22 protein-coding genes are annotated in these 20,797 nt (G+C 65.5%); 8 read left to right on the forward strand and 14 right to left on the reverse strand.

The window, feature by feature from the left end:
* The 4 genes from KH208_RS09720 to KH208_RS09735 all read left to right on the forward strand — a co-directional run.
* Positions 1 to 307, forward strand: a 307-nt coding sequence (locus tag KH208_RS09720) for a hypothetical protein (RefSeq protein ID WP_291435840.1), incomplete at its 5' end; no start/stop codon positions are given.
* Entirely contained in the window at positions 304 to 831 is a 528-nt protein-coding gene (gene dut, locus KH208_RS09725) for a dUTP diphosphatase (protein ID WP_291435842.1), read from the forward strand. The genes KH208_RS09720 and dut, both read left to right, overlap by 4 nt.
* 146 nt (positions 832 to 977) lie before the next feature.
* Positions 978 to 2,177 (forward strand): aspartate aminotransferase family protein, encoded by a 1,200-nt coding sequence (locus KH208_RS09730; protein WP_291435844.1) that lies wholly within the window; start codon positions 978 to 980, stop codon positions 2,175 to 2,177.
* Between the two features lie 342 nt (positions 2,178 to 2,519).
* Positions 2,520 to 2,741 carry a TraR/DksA family transcriptional regulator gene (locus tag KH208_RS09735; protein ID WP_291435845.1) on the forward strand — a complete coding sequence of 74 codons (222 nt, stop codon included), beginning with the start codon at positions 2,520 to 2,522 and terminating at the stop codon, positions 2,739 to 2,741.
* A 196-nt stretch (positions 2,742 to 2,937) separates the two neighbouring features.
* Here KH208_RS09735 and KH208_RS09740 read toward each other — a convergent pair whose 3' ends face one another.
* The 12 genes from KH208_RS09740 to KH208_RS09795 all read right to left on the reverse strand — a co-directional run bounded on the left by KH208_RS09740 (position 2,938) and on the right by KH208_RS09795 (position 14,246).
* Complete coding sequence (locus KH208_RS09740) at positions 2,938 to 3,942, reverse strand: inorganic phosphate transporter (protein WP_291435847.1); 1,005 nt, start codon at positions 3,940 to 3,942, stop codon at positions 2,938 to 2,940.
* On the reverse strand, positions 3,935 to 4,564 hold the full coding sequence (locus KH208_RS09745; RefSeq protein ID WP_291435848.1) for a DUF47 domain-containing protein: 630 nt from the start codon (positions 4,562 to 4,564) through the stop codon (positions 3,935 to 3,937). Before KH208_RS09745 ends, KH208_RS09740 begins: the two co-directional genes overlap by 8 nt.
* Positions 4,565 to 4,617: 53 nt before the next feature.
* Positions 4,618 to 5,667, reverse strand: coding sequence for an RNA pseudouridine synthase (locus tag KH208_RS09750; protein WP_291435850.1), 1,050 nt, complete (start codon positions 5,665 to 5,667; stop codon positions 4,618 to 4,620).
* The gene (locus KH208_RS09755; RefSeq protein WP_291435852.1) at positions 5,664 to 6,896 is read right to left on the reverse strand and encodes a GAK system CofD-like protein; all 1,233 of its coding nucleotides are present in this window, start codon (positions 6,894 to 6,896) and stop codon (positions 5,664 to 5,666) included. The genes KH208_RS09750 and KH208_RS09755 overlap by 4 nt, the downstream gene beginning before the upstream one ends.
* Positions 6,893 to 7,552 (reverse strand): 3'-5' exonuclease, encoded by a 660-nt coding sequence (locus KH208_RS09760; protein ID WP_291435888.1) that lies wholly within the window; start codon positions 7,550 to 7,552, stop codon positions 6,893 to 6,895. Before KH208_RS09760 ends, KH208_RS09755 begins: the two co-directional genes overlap by 4 nt.
* Before the next feature lie 18 nt (positions 7,553 to 7,570).
* A complete protein-coding gene (mnmE, locus tag KH208_RS09765; RefSeq protein WP_291435854.1) occupies positions 7,571 to 8,986 on the reverse strand; it encodes a tRNA uridine-5-carboxymethylaminomethyl(34) synthesis GTPase MnmE in 1,416 nt (471 codons plus the stop codon).
* A 169-nt stretch (positions 8,987 to 9,155) separates the two neighbouring features.
* On the reverse strand, positions 9,156 to 10,394 hold the full coding sequence (gene jag / locus KH208_RS09770; RefSeq protein ID WP_291435856.1) for an RNA-binding cell elongation regulator Jag/EloR: 1,239 nt from the start codon (positions 10,392 to 10,394) through the stop codon (positions 9,156 to 9,158).
* A 260-nt stretch (positions 10,395 to 10,654) separates the two neighbouring features.
* Complete coding sequence (gene yidC / locus KH208_RS09775; protein WP_291435859.1) at positions 10,655 to 12,310, reverse strand: membrane protein insertase YidC; 1,656 nt, start codon at positions 12,308 to 12,310, stop codon at positions 10,655 to 10,657.
* 8 nt (positions 12,311 to 12,318) lie between these two features.
* Positions 12,319 to 12,582 carry a membrane protein insertion efficiency factor YidD gene (gene yidD, locus KH208_RS09780; protein WP_291435861.1) on the reverse strand — a complete coding sequence of 88 codons (264 nt, stop codon included), beginning with the start codon at positions 12,580 to 12,582 and terminating at the stop codon, positions 12,319 to 12,321.
* A gap of 112 nt (positions 12,583 to 12,694) precedes the next feature.
* Positions 12,695 to 13,093 carry a ribonuclease P protein component gene (gene rnpA / locus KH208_RS09785; protein ID WP_291435863.1) on the reverse strand — a complete coding sequence of 133 codons (399 nt, stop codon included), beginning with the start codon at positions 13,091 to 13,093 and terminating at the stop codon, positions 12,695 to 12,697.
* 27 nt (positions 13,094 to 13,120) lie between these two features.
* Positions 13,121 to 13,255: a 50S ribosomal protein L34 gene (gene rpmH, locus KH208_RS09790; RefSeq protein ID WP_008681909.1), complete on the reverse strand. Its 135-nt coding sequence runs from the start codon at positions 13,253 to 13,255 to the stop codon at positions 13,121 to 13,123.
* A gap of 340 nt (positions 13,256 to 13,595) precedes the next feature.
* A complete protein-coding gene (locus KH208_RS09795; RefSeq protein WP_291435865.1) occupies positions 13,596 to 14,246 on the reverse strand; it encodes a hypothetical protein in 651 nt (216 codons plus the stop codon).
* Between the two features lie 282 nt (positions 14,247 to 14,528).
* Here KH208_RS09795 and thrB point away from each other — a divergent pair, with 282 nt between their 5' ends.
* Complete coding sequence (thrB, locus tag KH208_RS09800; RefSeq protein WP_291435867.1) at positions 14,529 to 15,086, forward strand: homoserine kinase; 558 nt, start codon at positions 14,529 to 14,531, stop codon at positions 15,084 to 15,086.
* Between the two features lie 185 nt (positions 15,087 to 15,271).
* On the opposite strand, the gene KH208_RS09805 is transcribed toward thrB, so the two are convergent.
* Both KH208_RS09805 and KH208_RS09810 read right to left on the reverse strand, forming a co-directional pair.
* Positions 15,272 to 15,853: a translation initiation factor 2 gene (locus tag KH208_RS09805; protein ID WP_291435869.1), complete on the reverse strand. Its 582-nt coding sequence runs from the start codon at positions 15,851 to 15,853 to the stop codon at positions 15,272 to 15,274.
* A 73-nt stretch (positions 15,854 to 15,926) separates the two neighbouring features.
* Positions 15,927 to 16,925 carry an OmpA family protein gene (locus tag KH208_RS09810; protein ID WP_291435871.1) on the reverse strand — a complete coding sequence of 333 codons (999 nt, stop codon included), beginning with the start codon at positions 16,923 to 16,925 and terminating at the stop codon, positions 15,927 to 15,929.
* 299 nt (positions 16,926 to 17,224) lie between these two features.
* On the opposite strand from KH208_RS09810, the gene KH208_RS09815 reads away from it, so the two are divergent.
* Genes KH208_RS09815 through cbiE form a run of 3 tightly spaced genes read left to right on the forward strand, consistent with a single transcriptional unit; the run spans position 17,225 to position 20,770 of the window.
* The gene (locus KH208_RS09815) at positions 17,225 to 18,088 is read left to right on the forward strand and encodes a hypothetical protein (protein ID WP_291435872.1); all 864 of its coding nucleotides are present in this window, start codon (positions 17,225 to 17,227) and stop codon (positions 18,086 to 18,088) included.
* A gap of 7 nt (positions 18,089 to 18,095) precedes the next feature.
* Complete coding sequence (gene cbiD, locus KH208_RS09820; RefSeq protein ID WP_291435873.1) at positions 18,096 to 19,304, forward strand: cobalt-precorrin-5B (C(1))-methyltransferase CbiD; 1,209 nt, start codon at positions 18,096 to 18,098, stop codon at positions 19,302 to 19,304.
* Positions 19,301 to 20,770, forward strand: a complete 1,470-nt coding sequence (cbiE, locus tag KH208_RS09825; RefSeq protein WP_291435874.1) for a precorrin-6y C5,15-methyltransferase (decarboxylating) subunit CbiE — start codon at positions 19,301 to 19,303, stop codon at positions 20,768 to 20,770. The genes cbiD and cbiE overlap by 4 nt, the downstream gene beginning before the upstream one ends.
* Positions 20,771 to 20,797 lie beyond the last annotated feature (27 nt).

Consider the following 20,797-nt stretch of genomic DNA (forward strand, 5'->3'; position numbering starts at 1 on the left):
GGGCGCGCTGGACCCGTCGGTTTCGGCCGTCAACAAATTTTTCGCCACCCTGGTGACCACGGCGGTTCTGCTGTTCGCCGCGCGTCCGCTTCTGCGCCGGGCAGTGCGCGGCACGGCGCTCCTTCTGCTCTCCCTGGCCTCGGCGACGGTCGCCGTCCCCCTGATGCTGCTTGCGGTTTACCTCTATGCCGCCTGGTTCCCCTCCTCCTTTGATTTCACCCCGCCGCCCACGGACGACAAATATGACGCGGGCGCGCGCCCGCGCACTTGCCCCCGCGGCCTTCCTGCGCTACATGACTGGGCGTGAAGACCACAAATACTCCTCTCATTTCCGGCCAGGCTCCGGACCCGGCTTCAACCGAAGCTCCGGTCCATGTCGCCTTTGTCCGCCCCGACGCGCGCGAGCTTTACGCTCAGGAGCGGGAAGACTTTCTGGCCCCGGCCACGGCCCTTTCCGCCGGTTTCGACCTGCGGGCCTGCCTGGACGCGCCCGAGGCGCATATCGTGCCGGGCGCACGGTTGTGCGTGCCCACGGGGCTCAGCGTGCAGCCGCAACAGCCGGGGCTGGCGGGCTTTGTCTACTCCCGCAGCGGCTTGGGCGCGCGCGACGGGCTCACCGTGGCCCAGGGCGTGGGCGTCATCGACCCGGACTATACCGGGGAAATCCTGGTCATGCTTCTGAACACCTCCGGGGAAGAGCGACGACTCAAGCGCGGCGAGCGCATGGCCCAACTGATCTTTCAGCCCTATGTCCGCCCTGTCTGGCAGGAAGTGCCGGAACTGGCCGCCACCCGGCGCGGCGCGGGCGGTTTCGGGCACACGGGCCGTTGAAGCGGGCCGCAGCTTCGCCGCGCATGATTTTCGTATCCTGCCGCCGCCAACGGCGACGACACCGGTAAAACGGGACATGCCGTCAGCCGGGCCACCCGCTGGAGGTGAACCCTTTTCAGACGCAATCCCATAAGGAGTCCAATTCCATGTCGCAAGCCTTCAACGCCGTCAAAGCCGAGGAAGAACACCTGCTCTGCCGCTCATACAGCCGCTACCCGCTGGCTATCGCGCGCGGCAAGGGCGCGCGCCTCTGGGACGTGGACGGCAAGGAATATGTGGACCTGCTGGCGGGCATCGCCGTGGCGGGCCTGGGACATTGCAACGACGAAGTCTGTGAGGCTCTGGAACGCCAGTCCCGCAAACTCTGGCACGTAAGCAATCTCTTTTACCAGCAGGAACAACTGGATCTCGCCAAGCTGCTGCTTTCCACCAGCCACCACGGCAAGGCCTTTTTCTGCAATTCCGGGGCCGAGGCCAACGAGGCCTGCATCAAGCTGGCCCGGCGCTATATGCGCACGGTCAAGCAGCGCGACGCCTATGAAATCATTACCCTGGGCGGCTGCTTCCACGGCCGCACCCTGGGGGCCCTGGCCGCCACGGGCCGCGAAAGCCTGAGCAAGGGCTTCACGCCCCTGCCCGAGGGCTTCAAGCAGGTGCCCGCCGGGGATCTGGAAGCCCTCGGGGCCTCGATCACGCCCGCCACGGCCGCCGTGCTGGTGGAAGTGGTGCAGGGCGAGGGCGGCGTGGTGCCCCTGCCCGCGGACTATCTGCACGGAGTGCAGGCCCTCTGCCGGGAAAAGAACGCCCTCTTCCTCTGCGACGAAGTCCAGGCCGGGCTCTGCCGTACCGGCAAATTCTGGGCCTTCCAGAACTACAATCTTCAGCCCGATGCCATCAGTATGGCAAAATCCCTGGCCAACGGCCTGCCCATGGGCGCCATGCTGGCCACGGACGAAATGGCCCGGGGCTTTGAGGCGGGCAGCCATGCCACCACCTTCGGCGGCGGCGCGCTGACCTCGGCGGTGGCCGCCAAAACCGTGGAAATCATGCTGCGCGACCATCTGGCAGAACGCGCGGCCGCTCTGGGCGCGCACGTCAAGGAAGAACTGGCGGCCCTGCAACAGCGCCTGCCCGAGAAAATCCGTGAGGTGCGCGGCGTGGGCCTGATGCTGGGCATCGAACTGACCGGCGACGGCCAACCGGTCTGGGAAGAACTGCTGCGCCGGGGCTACATCTGCAACCTGAGCCACGGCGTCACCCTGCGCCTGCTGCCGCCCCTGACCATTGACCAGGCGGATCTGGACGGCTTTGTACGCGTGCTGGAAGATGTGCTCCGGGCGAATTGACGGACAATCAAGGATTTACAGCATCGATCCCTTATGCTAAATAGGGGCCTTTGGAAAAATAAAGCGAAAAACTTACGGCAACCCCGCTCCGGCGGGGTTGCCGCTTACTTTGCCTAGGTTCAGCCTTCATTAAAACACCGTCCGCGAAAAGCTGAATTTTTTGGGGCAGCAAGGCGCAAAGGAGAAATTGGGCGAAGCTGTATTGAACATACCGCGAGGTCAATTTCTTTTTTGCAACGCAGCCGCACGGAAAAAGGCGGCTTTGCAGCAGGCGCTTTTAATGAGGGCTGAGCCTAAACCAGCAAGGCGAACAGCCTTATCGCAAGAAGCAAGGAGACAGTGATGGACGTGTTTGATCAGGCCACCGAACTGGAACGCTTGGACAGGGAGTCCGCCCTAGTGCGGGCGCGCGCTTCCATGGATCGCGGCGGGCCGGAATGGGTCAACGGCGTGGCCTGTTGCCGTGAATGCGGCGACCCCATCCCCCAGAAACGTCTGGATGCACTGCCCGGCGTGGGCCTTTGCCGCGCCTGTCAGGAAGAACGCGAAAACAGCAACCGCTGAATCATCCCCCACATCCGCCGACGGGCGCGAGCCCGGACGAGCCCTGAACGCGAGCGCGCCGCGCGGCATTTGCGCGTATCCGCCCGCTGATCATGCAGGCGGGGCGGGGACAACTTCGCGCAAGAGCCGTTCAGCTTGCGCAAGCTGAACGGCTCTTGCGCGTTTCGACGCAGCCGGACCGCCCCGGATCACTCCGTCAGTTCCAGATGAAATGCAGCAACTTATAGGAAATGAAACCGACTATCCCGGCGGCGGGCAGGGTCAGGGTCCAGGCAATGAGCAGACTGCCCGCCACGTTCCAGCGCACGGCCGAGAGACGTTTGGTGGAGCCCACGCCGAAGATGCAGGCCGAAATGGTATGTGTGGTGCTTACCGGCGCGCCCAGCAGCGAAGCCCCGGTAATCACCAGGGCCGCCGAGCTCTCGGCGGCGAAGCCGTGCACCGGCTCCAGCTTGAAGATGCGGTGGCCCATGGTCTTGACGATCTTCCAGCCGCCCACGGCCGTGCCCATGGCCATGGCCCCGGCGCAGGCCAGCTTGACCCACAGGGGCACTTCCACGCTGTCGATCTCGCCGAAGATCACCAGGGCCAGGGTGACGATGCCCATGGTTTTCTGGGCGTCGTTGAGGCCGTGGCTGGTAGCCATGAACCCGGCGGACACCAGTTGCAGATGCCGGAAGGTCCAGTTGACCTTGCTGCGGTGGATATTCCCGAAAATCCAGTAAATCAGCCACATGATCAGAAAACCCGCGACGTAGCCGGCCAGGGGCGAACCCACCAGGGGGATCAGCACCTTGTCCACAATGCCGCTGACGTTGAGCGCGCCGAATCCCTCGTCGGCCACGGCCGCGCCGATAAGCCCGCCGATCAGGGCGTGGGAGGACGAGGACGGGATGCCGTAATACCAGGTGATGCAATTCCAGGCGATGGCCCCCACCAGGGCGGCCAGCACCAGCACATGGCTGCCTTCCACCACATGCGGCAGCACAATGCCGCTGCCCAGGGTCTTGGCGACTTCCGTGCCCAGCAGGGCTCCGCCCAGATTGAGCAGAGCCGCCGCGCCCACGGCGAAACGCGGCGTGACCACCTTGGTGGACACCACGGTGGCAATGGCGTTGGCGCAGTCATGCGCGCCGTTGGTGAAGTCGAAAACCAGGGCCACCAGCACGATGACGGCCAGGAGAAGGGGCACCTCAAACATTTTTCAGCACCGCTTCCTCAATGGTTTCCGCCAGGGTGTTGACCTGTTCCAGCAGCATGCTCATGCGCTCGTAGGCCTGGCTCCATTTCAGAATCTGCATGATCAGGGCGGGCGTGATCTCCTGCTGTTCGTCCATCAGTTCGGCCAGGCCCACGGCCAGAAGCATGTCGCACTCGCCGCGCAGCGTGCGGAAGGCGCGGGTTTTGTGGCAGTCCCGCCGATGGGCCAGACCTTCCAGCATCAGCCGGGTAAGGTCGAGCATGGCGCTGATGGTCCGGGCCATCTGCAGGGCCGGGAAACGCACCCGCGTGAATTCAAAAATATGCAGGCGGGTGCTCAGGCTCTGCAGGCAGTCCATGGCCTCTTCCTGCTCCTGATTGATGCGCAGGATGTCTTCACGGTCGATGGGCGTGATGAAGGTCTGGGAAAGAGCCCGGATGATCCGGGTATGCAGCAGGTCGGCTTCTTCTTCCAGAAAGGCGATTTCTTTATGGACGTCGTCCATTTTGGAGGGATCTTCAAGCATCTCGACCAGCAACCCGGCCATGCGGCGCAACAAGCCGTTCTGTTCCTGCAACATGGCGAAAAAAGGCGCGGACTTGGGTAGCAAGGCGGCAAACATGCGCTCTCCTGGTAAAAGAGTCACCGGCAAGGCCGGACGGGTTGTGTGTCCTGTTACGGCTGATGCGGGTCCGGGCTGTCGCGATGCCCACGCCTCAGTATACCGCATTGAGCCGGGCTTTCAAGCCATTTCCTGACCGCCCCGGCCTGGGCGTCGGGCAGCGGCCAGGCCGGCGGCTGCACGCAGGCCGCGCCGGGCAGCAGGAGGGCTCCATGGTGCAGAAAAAATCCCGTTCCGGCCGGGCCGGGTTGATCGGACCGGCCATACAGGCCGTCCCCCCAGAGGGGATGGCCCAGGGCCGCCGCGTGTGCCCGGATCTGATGACGCGCGCCGCAACGGATGCGGCAGGCGGCCAGAGTCAGGCCGCCGGAGTCATCCCCGCCGCCCTCGGAAGATGCGCTGCCGCCGTGCGCCGGGTCCAGGATCAGGCCCGCAAGCAGACCTGTTGCCGCCGCGCCGTCCCAGGCGTGCAGGGGCAGAAATTCCGTCCAGCGCAGCATGTCGTCCGTGTCCGCCAGCACACGGCTCTGGCGGCGGTCCGCCGTATCCAGGGCCAGCCGGACTGTGGACGGCCCGGCCAGCGTCCCCCGGAGCAAGGCCAGATAGCGCTTTTCACACCGGCCCGCCCGCTCCGCCACACGGAAGGCCTGTGCCGCCTTTGCCCCCAGGGCCGCGCAGACAATGCCCGAAGTTCCGTAATCCAGACGCTGCATGAGCCGTGGCGCGCGCCCTTCGCCCTCTTCCGGCAGCAAGGCGGGCAAGAGAGCCTCCAGGCTGGGGCTGTTGTCCCCGGCCAGGGCCGCGCTGTGCAGCCCGGCGGGCTTGTACAGAAAACAATAGTCTCCCTGGCGGGAGAGCAGGCGCGGCATGTCCGCGGAACACGGCGTCGTTCCTGCTCCGTCCTCCAGGTCGCGCAGAGCAAGAACGTCGCCCTGCCGCAAACGGCGGGCCGCGTCCCCCACCCTGCCGTTGACCAGCACCGCGCCGCGCGCGGCCAGCCGACGGCGGCCGCGCAACCCCAGTTCCGGCGTCAGCGCGGCCAGGGCCCGGTCCAGCCGCTGTCCGGCCAGCGCGGCGTCGACGCGGAGTTCACGTACGTTCATCCCAGTCCCTGTTCCCAGGCGCGTCCGTCGTCGGGCAACAGGCCCAGCAAGGCTCTGGCCGTCAATTCCGGATCATGCCGCTGGGGATCTTCCTCACGCACCATATCGCGTTCCAGCAGAGGCACGCCCATATCCGCGAGAGCCTGGCGGACTTCCGGCCCCAGGCCGCCCTCGTAGCGGCCGTTCCGGCTGTCCACCAGCACCCAGTGCAAAAGCTCTTCAGTGCGCGCTTCGGGCGCGTCCTCACGCAGATGACGCAGCAGCATGCCCACCTGTCCGACCAGGGAAAGGCCGTGCAATTCCACATCGCGGCCCGAGTTGGGGATGAAAATTTTGAGGCACTTCGCGGCGGCCACGTTGCGGCCCACGCCCTGCGGCAACAGATTGGCCAGCACGCTGGTGTAAAAGCTGCCCATGGGATAGCAGATGGCCCCGGCCGAGCGCAGGTAGGCGGCCGCGGCGGGCGCCAGAGGCGGACGGCAGGGCGTCTGGGGATGGACGGCGGACCCGGCGCGGTCCGGTTCGTGCACGGTAAGAAAAAGGCGGCGCACGGGGCGCGTCAGCTCCTTGAAACGGTGCTGGCCCACCAGGCGCGAGCCGTCGTCCAGCTCCGCCGCCAGATGCAGGCTTTCGCCCGCAATGGGCAGCACCACCCCGCGCGCCTGGAGCAGACGGCTGAAAAAGGCCAGGACCGGCCCGAAATTACGTTTGTGGTGCAGATAGCCCCCGGCCAGGATCAGATTGCCCAAACTGGCAAGGTGCGGGTCAAAATCCCGGGGCATGCGCTCCAGAAAAAAACGCATGTGCAGGCGCAGGGCTCCGGCGAATATCTCCGGCATGGCGGCCCAGAGCGGATGCTCCACCGCTGCCAGAGCCCGCAGTTGGGCGCGCAGGGCTTCAGCATTCCCTTCTCCGGGCAGGCGCCGGGCGCAGAAATCGAGCACGTTCCGGGGCACCACGGCGCTGTCGGCCAGGGCCAGCAGGCGATTGCGGATATCGCCCACGGCAGGCATGGCAAAAGCCCGGCGCAGAGCGGCGGAACTGCCGCCGGAATCAAAGGGGGTAATCAGATGGACGGAATTGTGGGTATAGCGGGTCAACTGGCGGCTTAAATCGCGCAAGGCCGTGCCGCCGGTAAAAAAAACGAGGCGCGGCCCCAGGGCCGGGATCAGGCCGGAAACAGGAGGGGGCAGGGAAGCCGCCCCACGATTCTGGCCGTTGCTGTTCATGCGCCGCTCTCCGGTCCGGGGGTTGCGGGCGGGACAACCTGGTTGGCCGGGTTGGCCGGACTGGCCGGAACCGGCGGGATGAGGCCGAACTCGCGCATGCGCAGAAAAATCAGGCGTCCGATCCAAGCATCCGTGGCGGCATAGGCGATCTGGCGCTGGCTCAGTTCCATCAGGCTCCAGTTGGAACACTGCGAGCCCTTGGAGATGCGCCAGCCGAAAAGATTGGCGGCCAGGGTGCGCAGCCCCTGGCTGGACAGCTTGTGGGCGCGGGCCGCATTGCCAAGGTCCACCAGACCGGCGGGCTCAAAGTCGTGCAGTCTGGAGAGCTCGCGCATGTCGTCGCGGATGCCCACACCGGCCTTGATAATGTTTGGATCGGCGAGAATCTCGGCCAGGTGCGGGCCAAAGGGCAGCCAGGCCAGCTGGACCAGGTAGACGGCCCGTTCCGTCGCGAGCTGGATCAGCGAGGGCGCATTGACCTTGCCCTTGCGGAAGGTGGGCCGGGTTTCCGTATCGAAACCCAGCACGCCGTCCGCGCGCAGATCAGGCAGGGCCTGCTTCCAGTCTTCCAGCACGCGGATCACATGCACCGGCCCCTGGTAATGGCAGAGGGGCATGGCGTTAATTTCGTCGCCGCTCAAACGGCGGCGCAGCATATTCAGGTCCATATGCATTTATTTGCCGATGCAGAATTGGGCGAAGACCCTGTCCAGTACTTCCGCGGGGCTGGACAGGCCCGTCACTTCACCAAGGTGCGCCGCCGCCGTATCCAGGCGCACGGCGCAGCAGTCATAGGGCTGACCCGCGCGGACGTCCGCTTCCAGGGCCTCCAGTTCGGCCAGCGCCTCTTCCAGAGCCAGAGCCTGCCGCGCGTTGGGCGCGAGGCCGTCGGACGGCGGCCTGTCGCGCCCGTCGGCCAGCAGGGCCTGCCGCAGAGCCAAGGCCAGGGCGTCCACATTGTCGCCCGAACGCGCGCTTACCTTACAACAGGAAAGACCGTCTGCCCAGCGCGGCGGGAACAGCTCCGGCGAGCAGAGGTCGCTCTTGTTCCAGACCAGAAGCACGGGCGTATCTCCGGCAAGTTCCAGCACCTGGCCGGCTGCCGCGTCGGGGCAGCTTTCCGCGGCGGCTCCGGCCTCGCCCAGACGCGCGCCGTCCAGCACCAGCAGAATACAATCCGCTTCGCCCAGCTTTTCCCGGCTCAAGGCCATGCCCAAGGCTTCCACGGCGTCCGCGCCGGCCCGTCCCTCCCCGGCTTGGCGCAGACCGGCGGTATCCGTGAGGCGCACGGGCAGCCCGTCCAGATCGCAGGCTTCTTCCAGAAAATCACGGGTAGTGCCCGGAATGTCCGTAACCAGCGCCCGGTTGCGACCCAGCAGCGCATTGAGCAGGCTGGATTTTCCCGCGTTCACCGCTCCGGCCAGGACCACGACGGCTCCCTGCTGCATGACGCGGGCCCGTTTCTGTCCGGCCAGCAAACGCCGCACGGAGCAGGCCACTTCGGCCACGGCCCGGCCGAAGGCCGCCGGGGCAAGGCATTCCACCTCTTCCTCGGGAAAATCCACAGCCAGGCAGACCTGGACGCGCAGAGCTTCCAGCTCTTCCCGCAGAGCCAGCACGCGGCGGCCCAGCAAGCCGTCCAGGCGGTTCAGGCTGTAACGCAGGGCTTCGCGCGAAGGTGCGGCGATAAGTTCGGCCACGGCTTCGGCCTGACTCAGGTCCATGCGCCCGTTGACAAAGGCCCGGCGGGAAAACTCGCCCCGCTCGGCCTGGCGCGCGCCCAGGCGCAGAATACTTTCCAGCACGGCCTGGACAATGAGCGGGCCGCCGTGGCAGTGGATTTCGGCCATATCCTCGCCGGTGAAGGTGCGCGGGCCGGGCATGAACACGGCCAGCACGTCGTCCAGGGCTTCACCGTACCGGTCCAGAACCCGGCCACGGTGCAGGAACCAAGGGCGAAAATTTTCAAAGCGCGGCGAAAGGGGCAGGAACATACGCGCCAGCAGCGCCTTGGCCCTCGGGCCGGAAAGGCGCACAATGCCGATGCCCCCGGCTCCGGGAGGCGTGGCTATGGCGGCGATGGTGGGCATGGACAGACTTGCTCCCTGGAGCATTTTAACCTTGAAAGCGTTACGGAACGGCCAAGGGCACGATACCGGCCTTATCCATACGGCTGCAAGCCCCGCGGCTTCGGTTCCCATCGCGCGGGAGCCGAAGCAGGGATACACGCGCGCCGGACCAGGCCCCCCAAATCACCCGCTACGCTTTTTCCACCTTCCGGCGCATGATGACCACTCTCTTCATGGGACCGTCGCCGGTGCTGCGGGTCTGCACATCTCCGACGTCCTGAAGGCAGACATGCACAATGCGCCGGTGATAGGAAGAAAGAGGCCGCGTGGAATACGAACGTCCGCTCTGGCGTACCCTTTCAGCCAGGGCCAGGGCCATTTCGCGCAATTTTTCGTCCTGGCGTTGTCGGTATTCCCCGGCGTCCAGCTGCACGCGCACGGCGGCGTTCATACCTCGCGACACCACGCGCGACACCAGATACTGCAAAGCCGCCAGGGTCTGGCCCTCGCGCCCGATAAGCAGGCCGGAGTCCTCGTCGCAGTCCACGCAGACCTGTACCCGGCCCTCGCCCACCTTGACTTCAAGGCATATCTCCGTGCCCACAATGGGCCGCACCAGTTCGCGCACGGCTTCCTGAACCAGAGCCTCCAGGCGGACGGCATCCAGCTGCTCCACAGGCGTCACGGGCAGGCCTTCACCGGCTTCATCCAGATCCTCTCCAGCCAGATCCAACCCCTCGCCGGGCGCTCCTTCCCGGCTTCCCGGGCGGCTTTCCTCGCGCCGGGACCGGGCACGCCCGGAAGCGCGGCCGGATTCCCGCGATCCGTCTGAACGAATTTCCGCGCGGGCCTCGTCGCGGCCCGCGGCGCACGCCGCTTCCCGCTCCTCGCCCCGACACTCGGGACAATTCTCGTTTCCCGCCGGAGCGGCGTCAGCGGGGGCCCCCGCTTCCGGTTCCGATGCGGAACGGAACGACGGCGCGGCCTGGGCCGTCTCCTCCATCTGCGCAACGGGAGCCGCGCCGGACTCGGCGGGCGTTGCCGCGCGGACACCGGATTCTTCAGCGATAACGGCAGCGGATGCGGCGTTTTTACGGCCGCGCTCCGGGCTCTGCTCCCGGCCGCGACGGGGGCGTTCCTGCCGGGCGTTCTTTTCCGGAGCCCGTGGAGCCGCGCTCGAGGACTCTCCTTCTCCGTCAGGCGCGGCGGCGCCCCCCTTTTTGCCCAGGATGCTTTCCACAGCCTCGCGCAGATGAGCCCGGCGGGCGCGCACCTTGGCCTTGCGCGCCCCCACGATGCCGAAAATGCCGGACTTGGCATCCTGCAGGATTTCAATCTCCAACTTTTCCCGCGCCGTGTTGAAGTAGCCGCAGGCTTCCTCAATGGCGCCGTCCAGGTCTTTGCCCTGGAATTCTTTGAACCCTTCCATACAAACCTCACTCACACAGAGAGGACAAAATCAGCTCGACGCCGGAGCACGGCGGATGTTCCAAAGCAATCTACATCGATGTAAGGGCAGGCGCATCTCTCAATCCCGCGCATTGCCTTCCCGGGCGGGGAAGCGCGCCCGCTGGCGACGCTCGGCAGGAATTTACGGGAAGTCCCGCCGCGCGGCTCAACGCTTCTACGGCAATTCAGGTTTGAAATATGTAACATTTCAAACCTGAATTGCCCTGCTCCTGAACCGTTCTACGCCTCGGCCCGCGCGGCGGCCTTGTTCTTACGCATCATCAGCCACTGCTGGAAGATGGAAAGGATGTTGTTGACCAGCCAGTAGATGACGAGGCCCGAGGGGAAGCCCAGGAACAGCACCGTGAAAATCAGGGGCAGGAACATCATGATCTTCTGCTGGGTGGGATCCGTGGCCGGGGGGCTCATCCTCTGCTGCAGGAACATGGTCAGGCCCATGATGACCGGCGTGATGTAATAGGGATCCTTGGCCGAAAGGTCTGCCAGCCAGAGCTTGTCCGTAAAGGGCAGATACATGATGAACGGCGCGTGTCTGAGCTCAATGGACGTGAGCAGGGCCTGGTACAGGCCGAAGAAGACCGGCAGCTGAATCAGAATGGGCACACAGCCGCTGGCCGGGTTGACGCCGTAAGTCTTATACAGAGCCATGACTTCCTTGTTCATGAGCTCCTTGTTGTCCTTATACTTTTCCCTGATGGCCGTCATCATGGGCTGAAGCTTCTTCATCTTCTCCATGGAGGCATAACTCTTGGCCGTCAGGGGCCAGAACACGGCCTTGATCACGATGGTCAGCAGAATAATGGCCACGCCCCAGTTATGCACGTACTTGTGAAAGAACTCCAGCAGCCAGAGCAAACCCTTGGCGATGATGCTGAACATGCCCAGGTCGATGCTCTTGGCCAACTGATCGGACACGGCCTGCAACTGGGTGCGGTCCTTGGGGCCCAGCCAGTAGGAAACCGTCAGTTCCTTTTCCTGCCCCGGCGCGAGAAGGTTTTCAGGCTCTTCAACGGCGGTGCGGTAGACGGTTTTCTGCAACAGGCCCTTGACCGTGACGTTGCTGGTTTCGCCGGGCAGCACGGCGGACAGGAAATAGGTGCTCATGGCCCCGGCCCAGTAAATCTTGCCCGTGGCCTGCACGCCCGTGCTTTCCAAGGTTTTGCCCGAAGACTCCTCGGACAGGCTGCCGTCGTTGTCCCAGGCAACGCGCATGGAATCATAGCGGCCGCCGGCCGCGTTGCTGGCATCGGAAGCCACGGTGTAGCTCACGCGCACGCTGCGGGGCTGATCCCCGGCATTGATGAGCCGGATTTTTTCCTTGATCAGATAGGAGTCCGCGTTGAAGGTCAGCTCGCGGACCACGCGCAGATTGTCCACCACGCCCACAAGACGCAACGCGCCCTGCTGCCCGGCGTCCAGCTTGAGGTTCTGCTCGCCGCTGTCCAGCGACCACTGGCCGGTGCTCCAGGACGGCTGGCTGTTGATCACCAGGCCCAGCGGCGCCACGGCGGCCGTGCGTTCGTCCACCATGTTCACCAGGGGCGAATCCGGCGCGAGACCGGTCTGGAATTTTTTGAGCTTGAAGGAACGCAGCGGGCCGCCGCCGGTGTAGAAAACAGCTTCGTACAGCGGGGAGTCAACGGTCAGGTCGCGGCCCGGAGCCGGAGTGAACGCGGGCAGCGTCGCGGCCTTGGCGGCTTCTTCCTTGTGCTGTTCCGCCTTGACCGCCTCCTGGCGGGCGGCCTCCTGCTGCTGCGCCACCGCCGCCGGGTCGGGCGTCTGCACCCATCCCATATATTCGGCCAGGCGCCCCCAACCGAAAAGAATCACTAAGCACAACACAATGGCCAGAATCAAATTTTTGCTGTCTTGCATGTGGACGCTCACTCCTGGGACAGAGGCGGGACGTCGCGGCGACGCCGTGGGGGTGGAACAGGGTCATAACCTGAACCGCCCCAGGGATGGCAGCGGGCCAGACGCCGCAGCGCCAGCCAGCCGCCGCGCAGCACGCCGTGGCGCAGGATGGCCTCCACGGCGTAGGCGGAACAGGTGGGATAAAAGCGGCAGGCGGGGGGCAGCACCGGCGATATGCAGCACTGATAGATACGTATGGGTAAAACGCAAAGGCCGCGCAGCAGCATTTTCATCACACCCCACCTCGGGCCGCCGCGCGCGGCAACGGCCCGGCGTCCCCAAGGGAGACGCCCACCCACGGACCGCGACGGCTTGGAGCCGCCCGGCCCGCGGGGCGTTTTCGATTCAATCGCATGCTTCGGCCGCCCGCCCGCGCCGGGCTATCCGCCGCAGCAGCGGCAGAAATTCGGCGCTTACGCGGGAAAGATCCAGCGCGGCGCCGCCGGCGTGCCTTTTCGCCACAGCCACCAGATCCGCATGGACCGGCAGAAGGTCGGAGTGCAAACGGAAAAATTCCCGCAGCAAACGCTTGACGCGATTGCGGACCACCGCATTGCCTACTTTGCGGGAAACAGCCATGCCCGTGCGCGTACAATCGCCGACATGCTCTCTCGGAAGCACAAACAGGAGGAAATGCTCGGTATGGTAACGTCTGCCCCGCTCATAGCAGGCGGTAAATTCCCCCCTGCGGCGAACTCGGACGTGCCGTGGAAAGGTCAGACGCGACACAAAAGCCCCCGGCATACGACAAGGGCGACCATGACCGCCCGGCTAGGCACTCAGATTTTTACGGCCCTTGGCGCGACGGCGGCGCAGAATGGCGCGACCGCTGGGGGTAGCCATGCGGGCACGGAAACCGTGGGTACGGGCTCTTCTGATTTTACTGGGTTGGTATGTTCTTTTCATAAAGCTGCTCCCTTCTCTTTTTTACGCGATCCGCCCGCGACAACGCCGCGACAGGTTGCCGGACTCCGGAACTACCGGCCCGGAAACGGGGGCGGAGGCGGAGGCTGCGGGGTTTACCCGCCTTTCGCGCCGGCGGCATGCCCGCGTGGCGGCACAAAACGGTCTGACCCCTGAACGGCAAAATATATGGAAAAAGCTACATACACGCCCGCCGTTTCCCCGTCAAGCGGTACACATGACGAGGATCGTTCCGGTTCCGGCGGAAAAAAGGCGCGTAACCGCCCGGACCGGGCCTTGGCAGCCGGTCGATCTTCCGCAACGGCTGGAGAAATTTTCCGGATCAGCGGGGCGTCGCGGGAGCCTTGGGCGCGACCGGGTCCGCGGGCATAATCGGCAGAGGCACGGGCGGAACCGCCACAGCGGGCGCGGGGCCGCTGTACGGCACGGCCTGCTTTGACATCACAGGCTTGACGGCCTCGGGCGACGGCGTTGCGGGGGCCTCCTTCTTGGCGGCCGGAGCAGCGGCTACAGGCGGCTTGAGCGCGGTGGAACCCGCCCCCGCCGGAGCCGTTCGCTGCCCGGGCTTCTGCTTTTCCGCAGAAATCGCGGCTCTGGCCGGAACACGCCGCCGCGCTGGTCGCACGACCTTATCGCTGCCGACAGGCAGCAATTCCGGCACGGCCGCCGGGTCTACAAAACGCGCGCCCCCCATCCGGAGTTGGCGGGGGATCACCAGCGTATTCCAGTACAGGCGCGCTCCGCCGTCCTGAATCCAGGCTTCATCCAGGTTGACGCCGCCCGAGGGCAGCAGGGCCGGAAGATGCGGCGGCAACGGCACCACCGGAGCACCCACCGCTGGCGACGACACGAGCGGAGCCCGCGGCCCGGCAAGATATCCCGGCGCGGCCGACGCGGGCAGGGAACGGGATTCCACAGCCAGGACCGGCGCGGCCAGACCCAGCAGGACAGTCAACACAATCAGCATGCGCATGAGATTACACCTCTATCCCGCTTATCGGCCCGTTCCCTTTCCGCTTAAGGGCTGAACCCGGATTTTTCCGGATTTCGCACCAACATTTTCCGCCGCCGCTTCAGCCCCATGCTCCTTGACACCGCCGTCCGGCTTGGGCAGAGTTTCCGGAGCCAGCCTGTCACGAAACGCGGCAGCAACGAAACGGTTGCCGCGAAGACACCCCCTCCTGACATTGGACACAAATTCAGAGCGTATCCGGTCCCAGAGCAGTTCAAGCGTTAAATGCCCCAAGGAGAAAACATGCCCACGCCCGATCTCGTCGCGGCTCCGGCCCGACTCGCCCCCTGCATCATCCTCATCGGCATGGCCGGAGCGGGCAAGTCCACGGTGGGCGGCGTGCTGGCGCGCGAACTGGGCTGGGCCTTTCTGGACAGCGACCATCTGATCGAAGCCCTGTACGGCGCGCGCCTCCAGGACGTGACTGACGCCCTGGGCAAGGAAGCCTTTCTGGATGCGGAATGCACGGTGATCCGTGCCATCAAGGCCAACCGTACGGTCATCGGCACCGGCGGCAGCGTGGTCTACCGTGAGGAAGCCATGCGCCACCTGGCGAAACTGGGCCCCATCGTCCATCTGGACCTGCCCCTGGCCGTGATCGAAGAACGCATAGCCCGTAATCCCCAGCGCGGGCTGGCTATCGCTCCGGGCCAGACCCTGGCCGACATCTTTCGTGAGCGGGAGGCCCTGTATGCGGCCTGGGCCGATCTGCGCTGCGACTCCCAAGGCAAAAATCCGCGTGAATGCGCCCAGTGGATACTCAGGCATTTGCCGCCGGAGCTGCTCGGTGCCGATGCCTGAGACATGCCGTTTTCACGGCACTGTCGCCATATTCTAGAACATTTACCACTTGAAATGCTCTGAGAGACCGACATCCAATTGCTATGACGACCCGCCGGAGCTTCCATCCGTTGAACAATGGCGGAACAAACGAAAAACGGGGCATAAGCCCCGCTTTTCAACATCAGCTCAATGTCGGCGGCAGCCTAAAACTGCCATTCCTTGCCGTCGTAACGGATCAGTTCGTTGAGACGGCGGGCGCGCACCTGCTGGCAGGACGCGGAAAGCGCTTCCTTCTTGCTGGCGCCGCGGCATTCATAAATTTTTTCCTGATAGCGGATAAAGCCCACATACTGCCCGGAAGCACCGGGACGCAGTTCCGTGGTCACGTTGGACGTGTCCACTTCCACGTAGCTCGCCACATAATCCTTGCCGTCTTTGCGCACTTCCTTGCTGGCCTTGGAAGGCATGACGGTGCGGGAAGCCTGGAGCGCCAGTTTGTGGCCCACCCTGTCCAGTTCCGCGCTGATTTCCGCTTCGGACTTGGCGCCTCTGGGGGCTTTTTTGGCCGAGGCTTTTTCAGCATTGGCCTTGGTCTTGGATTTGCTCTTGCCGGGAACGTCCTTGACCGGAGCCGGCGCGGGCTCGGGCGCGGCTTCGGAGGCGGCGGCCTGATCCTGCGGCTGCGCGGCGGGGGTCTGCGTTTCGGAGTCATCACTGCTGCTGAACCAGGCGCAGCCGCCGGTCGCAAGACCCAGGGTCAGAATAAGAGCCAGTAAAATTCGCATGGACATACCTCATAATCAAAGCCGGGCGGCAAGCGCCGCCCGGCTTTTTCTGCAATTACGCTACACGGTCCGCTTAGTCGAAAGAAATTTCGGTGCGGCGGTTCATGTAACGGCCTTCTTCGGTCTTGTTGTCATACTTGTAGGACTTGCCGCGGCCGATGGCGGTCATCCGGCTGGCGGGGATACCCTGCTTCTCCAGATAATTCTTCACGGCGTTGGCACGGTTCTGCGAAAGAACCTTGTTGTAAGCGTCGGTGCCGATCCAGTCGGTCCAACCGTTGAGGATCACGCGCTTGTTGGGATTGGCCTTGATCAGGCTGGCGGCTTCGTTCAGGATGCCCATGGCCTTGCCGTCAAGAGCGTAGGAATTGAAAGCGAAGTGCACGCCGCGCAGCACGATCACGTCCTCGTCCTGGCAGAACACGGACAGCACGAAGCGTTCCACGGCGGCGTCGCTGGTGGCCAGCTCCTCGCCGCGAACCACGACGGAACCGGGGTTCATGGCGGCGATCTGCTTGATCACGGCTTCACCATTGGGGGTGTCGGCAAAGGAGATGATGTGGATGACCAGGTTGCGCTGGCTGGCGTACAGCTGGCGGGCCACTTCCACGATGTCCGTGCCGCGGTTGTTGTCGCCGTCGGTGACCAGGATGAGAGCGGCGTCGCGCTTCATGCTGGAGATAAAGGGTTCATACTTCTGCAGGCCGTTGCCCATGCTGGTCATACGGCCGAAGATCTGGAAGCCGGAGCGCAGCTTGTCGATGCCGACGCTCATGGCGTTGCGGTCCCAGGGGCCCTGGGCGATGATCATGCCGTTGGGCGAGATGGTATGCAGGCCGCCGTTATAATCCAGGGCCGGAATGGCCGCGTTCACGCGCTGCAGCACATTTTTGGCCACAACGATTTTATCCTGTTTAAGCTGCTTGTTCTGCATCATCATGGAACCGGAATAGTCCACGACGAAGTCGAAGCTCTCGATTTTTTTGTTGCACGCCGGCGTGGCGGCGACCGCCGCGACGGCGTAGCTCAGCACAAGAGCGGCCGCAAGAACAAGAAGACGAACTGATTTCATAGTGCCTCCCAAAACGTTGTTGTGTGTCGTTGAATTACCGTCAACATACAGTAAATCACGGTTTGCCCGCCATATTACCGGCTCGTTGCCGCGCAGGCATGGAGACGATAACTGCTTTTTCCATAACCAGATTCAGGAAAAACCGCAAGCCGTAATGTGGGAATTCCGGGCGATTCCGGACGCGGGGGAGGCCCGGACGCGACCCGGCACATCGGCTAAACGTTACGGACTGTGCGGGATGCTGGACAGTGCGACGCGGCTCGGGCATACTTTCTTTTTAGAAATAAAGGAACCCAGTCATGCCCGCATTGACCTTTTCCAAATGGAGCCCCGGCGGCAACACCACGCTTTTTTTCCCGGCCGAGGGCAAAAACGCCCCCGAACAGGCGCGCCTGGCCCGTCTGGCTCTGGATCCGCAGCATCTCGGCGGCGAGCAGGCCGGTTTTGTAGACCCGCGCGAACGGCGGCTGCGCATGGCCGGGGGCGAATTCTGCGTCAACGCCAGCCGGGCTTTCGGCGCGCTGCTGGCCTTCCGCGAACACGAACACGGGCCCCGCCAGGGGGCTCTGGCGGGGCTGCCCGAAACGCCGCGCGACGGCACGGCGGAACGGCACTATGAAGTACGGGTTTCCGGCTGGCAGAGCCCGGTGCGCCTCGCGGTGCGCGGCGCCTGCCCGCACTGGGAAGTGGAGGCCGCGCTGCGCCTGCCCGCCTGCCCTATGCGGTCTCTGGCCGAGGGCCTGACCCTGGTGCGCCTGCCGGGCATTGTCCACGTGCTGCTCAATGCCGCCCTGCATCCCTTTCCCGAGGACTGCGACACGGCGGCGGCCCTGCTGCGCCGGCGTTGCGGCCTGGACGGGGAAGCCGCGGTAGGGGCCATCTGGTGGCGGGAATGCCAGGGCCAGCTGGACATGCTGCCCCTGGTCCATGTGCGCGACGCGCAGACCACCTGCCTGGAAAGTTCCTGCGGTTCCGGCGCGCTGGCTCTGGCCCTCAGCCTGTCCCGCGCGGGCGGGCGGCGCGATTTTTCCATCATGCAGCCCGGCGGCTCGGCCCTGGACGTGCGGCTGTTCAACGAGGGCGAGGAACGTCTGGCCGCTGTGGACGGCCCGGTTTCTCTGGTAGCGCAGGGGCAGGTCTGGCTGCCTGACGACGCGGCGTGAGCGCGACGTGGCCCGGACTGTGACGCATCCCCTGCGCGAAGGCTTTACCACCGGCACGGCGGCCACGGGCGCGGCCCTGGCCGCGCTCACCCTGTTGCGCACGGGCCGCGCCCCCGACAGCGTGGACGTGCCCCTGCCGCCCTTTACGCCCGCCGCCGGAGAAAAGACCTTTGCCGGACGCGGCCCGCGCGGCTGGCGCACCCTGCCGGTGGCGGGCTGCGCGCCGGGCCCGGCGGCGGAGCTGAATCCGGACCTTCTCCCGGCTCCGGCACAGGCCGCCAGAGCGGCCCACGCCTCCATCCGCAAGGACGGCGGCGACGACCCGGACGCCACCTCGGGCGCGCTGATCACGGCCAGCGTGTTGCTGCGCGATTGCGAAGCACCTCTTTTGGCACCGGACGATCCCGATTTTACGCGCATCGAGGGCGGCCCCGGCGTGGGCCGCGTGACCCTGCCGGGCCTGCCCCTGCCCGTGGGCACGGCGGCCATTAATCCCGTGCCCCGGGAGCAGCTTCGCTTCGCCCTGGGCCGTCAGGCCGCGCGCCCGGTTCCCGGACGCGGCCCCTGCCCGCCTCTGACCGTGATCATCAGCGTGCCGCAGGGCGCCGAAATCGCCCGGCATACCTTTAATCCGCGCCTGGGCATTGTGGGCGGCATTTCCATTCTGGGCACCCAGGGCACGGTCCGCCCATACAGCCACGCCGCCTGGCGCGCCACCATCGAACAGGGCCTGCATGTGGCCCAGGCCACGGGCTGCCGCACAGTCTGCCTTTCCACCGGACGGCGCTCGGAGAAACTGCTCATGGCCCGCTACCCCGAGCTCGCACCCCGGTGTTTCGTGCAGGCTGCCGATTTTGCGGAATTTTCCCTGCGCGCCGCCGGAGCTCTGCCCTTCGAGCGGCTGGTCTGGGGCTGCTTTTTCGGCAAACTGGTCAAGCTCGCCCAAGGCCATGCCTATACCCACGCCCGCGACGCCGAGCTGGATATGGCGGCTCTGGCGCATCTCTGTAGTGAGGCGGGCACGGCCTGCGCCCCGGCCGTGGCCCGTTGCGTGACCGCATCGCACGCCCTGGAACTGTTGCTGGCCGACCCCGCCGGATCGGATGCGCTGGCCGCCGTGATCCGTCGGGCGGCCCAAACCGCATGGGCTTTCGCGGGCCGCCCCGTAAGCCTGCACCTTTTTCACACTGACGGCAGGGAATTGATGGCACTATGAAAAAGCAGATTGTGCTTCCCGGCATTGCGTTCACGGAAACGCCCCGGCCCACGGACGCCGCCGTGGATACGGTGGACGCGGAAGACCGCGCCGAGGGCGCGTCCCCGCAAGCTGAAGCGATAAAGGAAACAGGACAGGCGGACGGCTGGCCGCCCATGGCGGACATGCTCCATTCGCTCTTTGTTTTCGAACCCACCACGCCGGAACCCGCGCCCATCACCGTGCTGGGCCTGGGCTGCGGCTGCGCGCGCGGCCCGGCTGCCCTGGCCCCGGAACAGCACGCCCTTCTGGAAGCGGCCGACGTGCTCTGCGGCGGCAAGGAACTGCTGGCGGCCTTTGAAGCCCAGGACGGCCAAAGCGGGCTCAAGGCCCGCCTTCTGCCGCTTACCCTGCCCCTGGAGCCCCTGCTCAGCCGCCTGAGCCAGATGCGCGCCGCCGGGGAACGCGTACTGCTGCTGGCCGACGGCGACCCGCTCTTTTTCGGCATCGGGGCCACTCTGGTGCGTCAGCTGGGCGCGGAGGCCGTGCGTCTGATTCCGGCGGTCAGCTCCCTGCAGCAGGCCTGCGCCCGCCTGGCCCTGCCCTGGCACAAGGTCGTCTGCCTCTCCCTGCATGGCCGGGACGATCTGGGCCCGCTGAATGCGGCCGTGGCCAAGGGCGCGCCGCTCTGCATCCTTACCGACGCCCGCATGACCCCGGACGTGCTGGCCCGCCATCTGCTGGACCGGGGCGTGGACTGGTTCACGGCGCATATTTTCGAGCGCATGGGCGCGCCCGACGAAATCCGGCATCAGTTGAGCCTGGCCGAGGCGGCCTGTCACACCTTCGGCCCGGCCTGCACTCTGCTGCTGATCCCCGGCGAGCTCCCGCGCAGGCCGCACCTGGGCCTGGACGCCGAGGAGCTGGCCGTGGAAGGCAAACTGATCAGCAAAAAGCCGGTGCGCGCCGCCGCGCTGTCCCTGCTGCGCCTGGGGCCGCGCCATGTGGTCTGGGATATCGGCGCCGGTTCCGGGGCCGTGGCTCTGGAAGCCGCCGTGCTGGCCCACGAAGGCCGGGTGGTGGCCGTGGAACGCAGCGCCGGGCGGGCCATGAGCATTCAGGAAAACCGCCGCCGCTTCGGGGCCGCCATTCTGGACGTCTGCCTGGGCCAGGCCCCGGAATGCCTGCCCTCCCTGCCTGATCCGCAGCGGGTCTTCATCGGCGGGGGCCTGTCCGGCGAGGATGCCGAGGACATTCTGGGTCATGTCTGCCACCGCCTGCCGCCCGGCGGACGTCTGGTCGCCAGTTGCGTGCTGCTGGACACCTTCTGTCTCTGCCGCCGCTTTCTGGAAGGTCTGGACTGGCCCCTGGAAATTATGCAGATCCAGGCGTCCGAAGCCCGCGAACTGGCGGGGGATTTGCATTTGGCGGCCCTGAATCCGGTCTTTCTGCTGGCCGCGCAAAAACCCGCGTCCGGCGGGAAGTAAAACGGGCGCGCCGCAACGCCGAAAAGG

It is taken from the genome of Desulfovibrio sp. (assembly GCF_018379785.1).
Lineage (GTDB): Bacteria > Desulfobacterota > Desulfovibrionia > Desulfovibrionales > Desulfovibrionaceae > Desulfovibrio.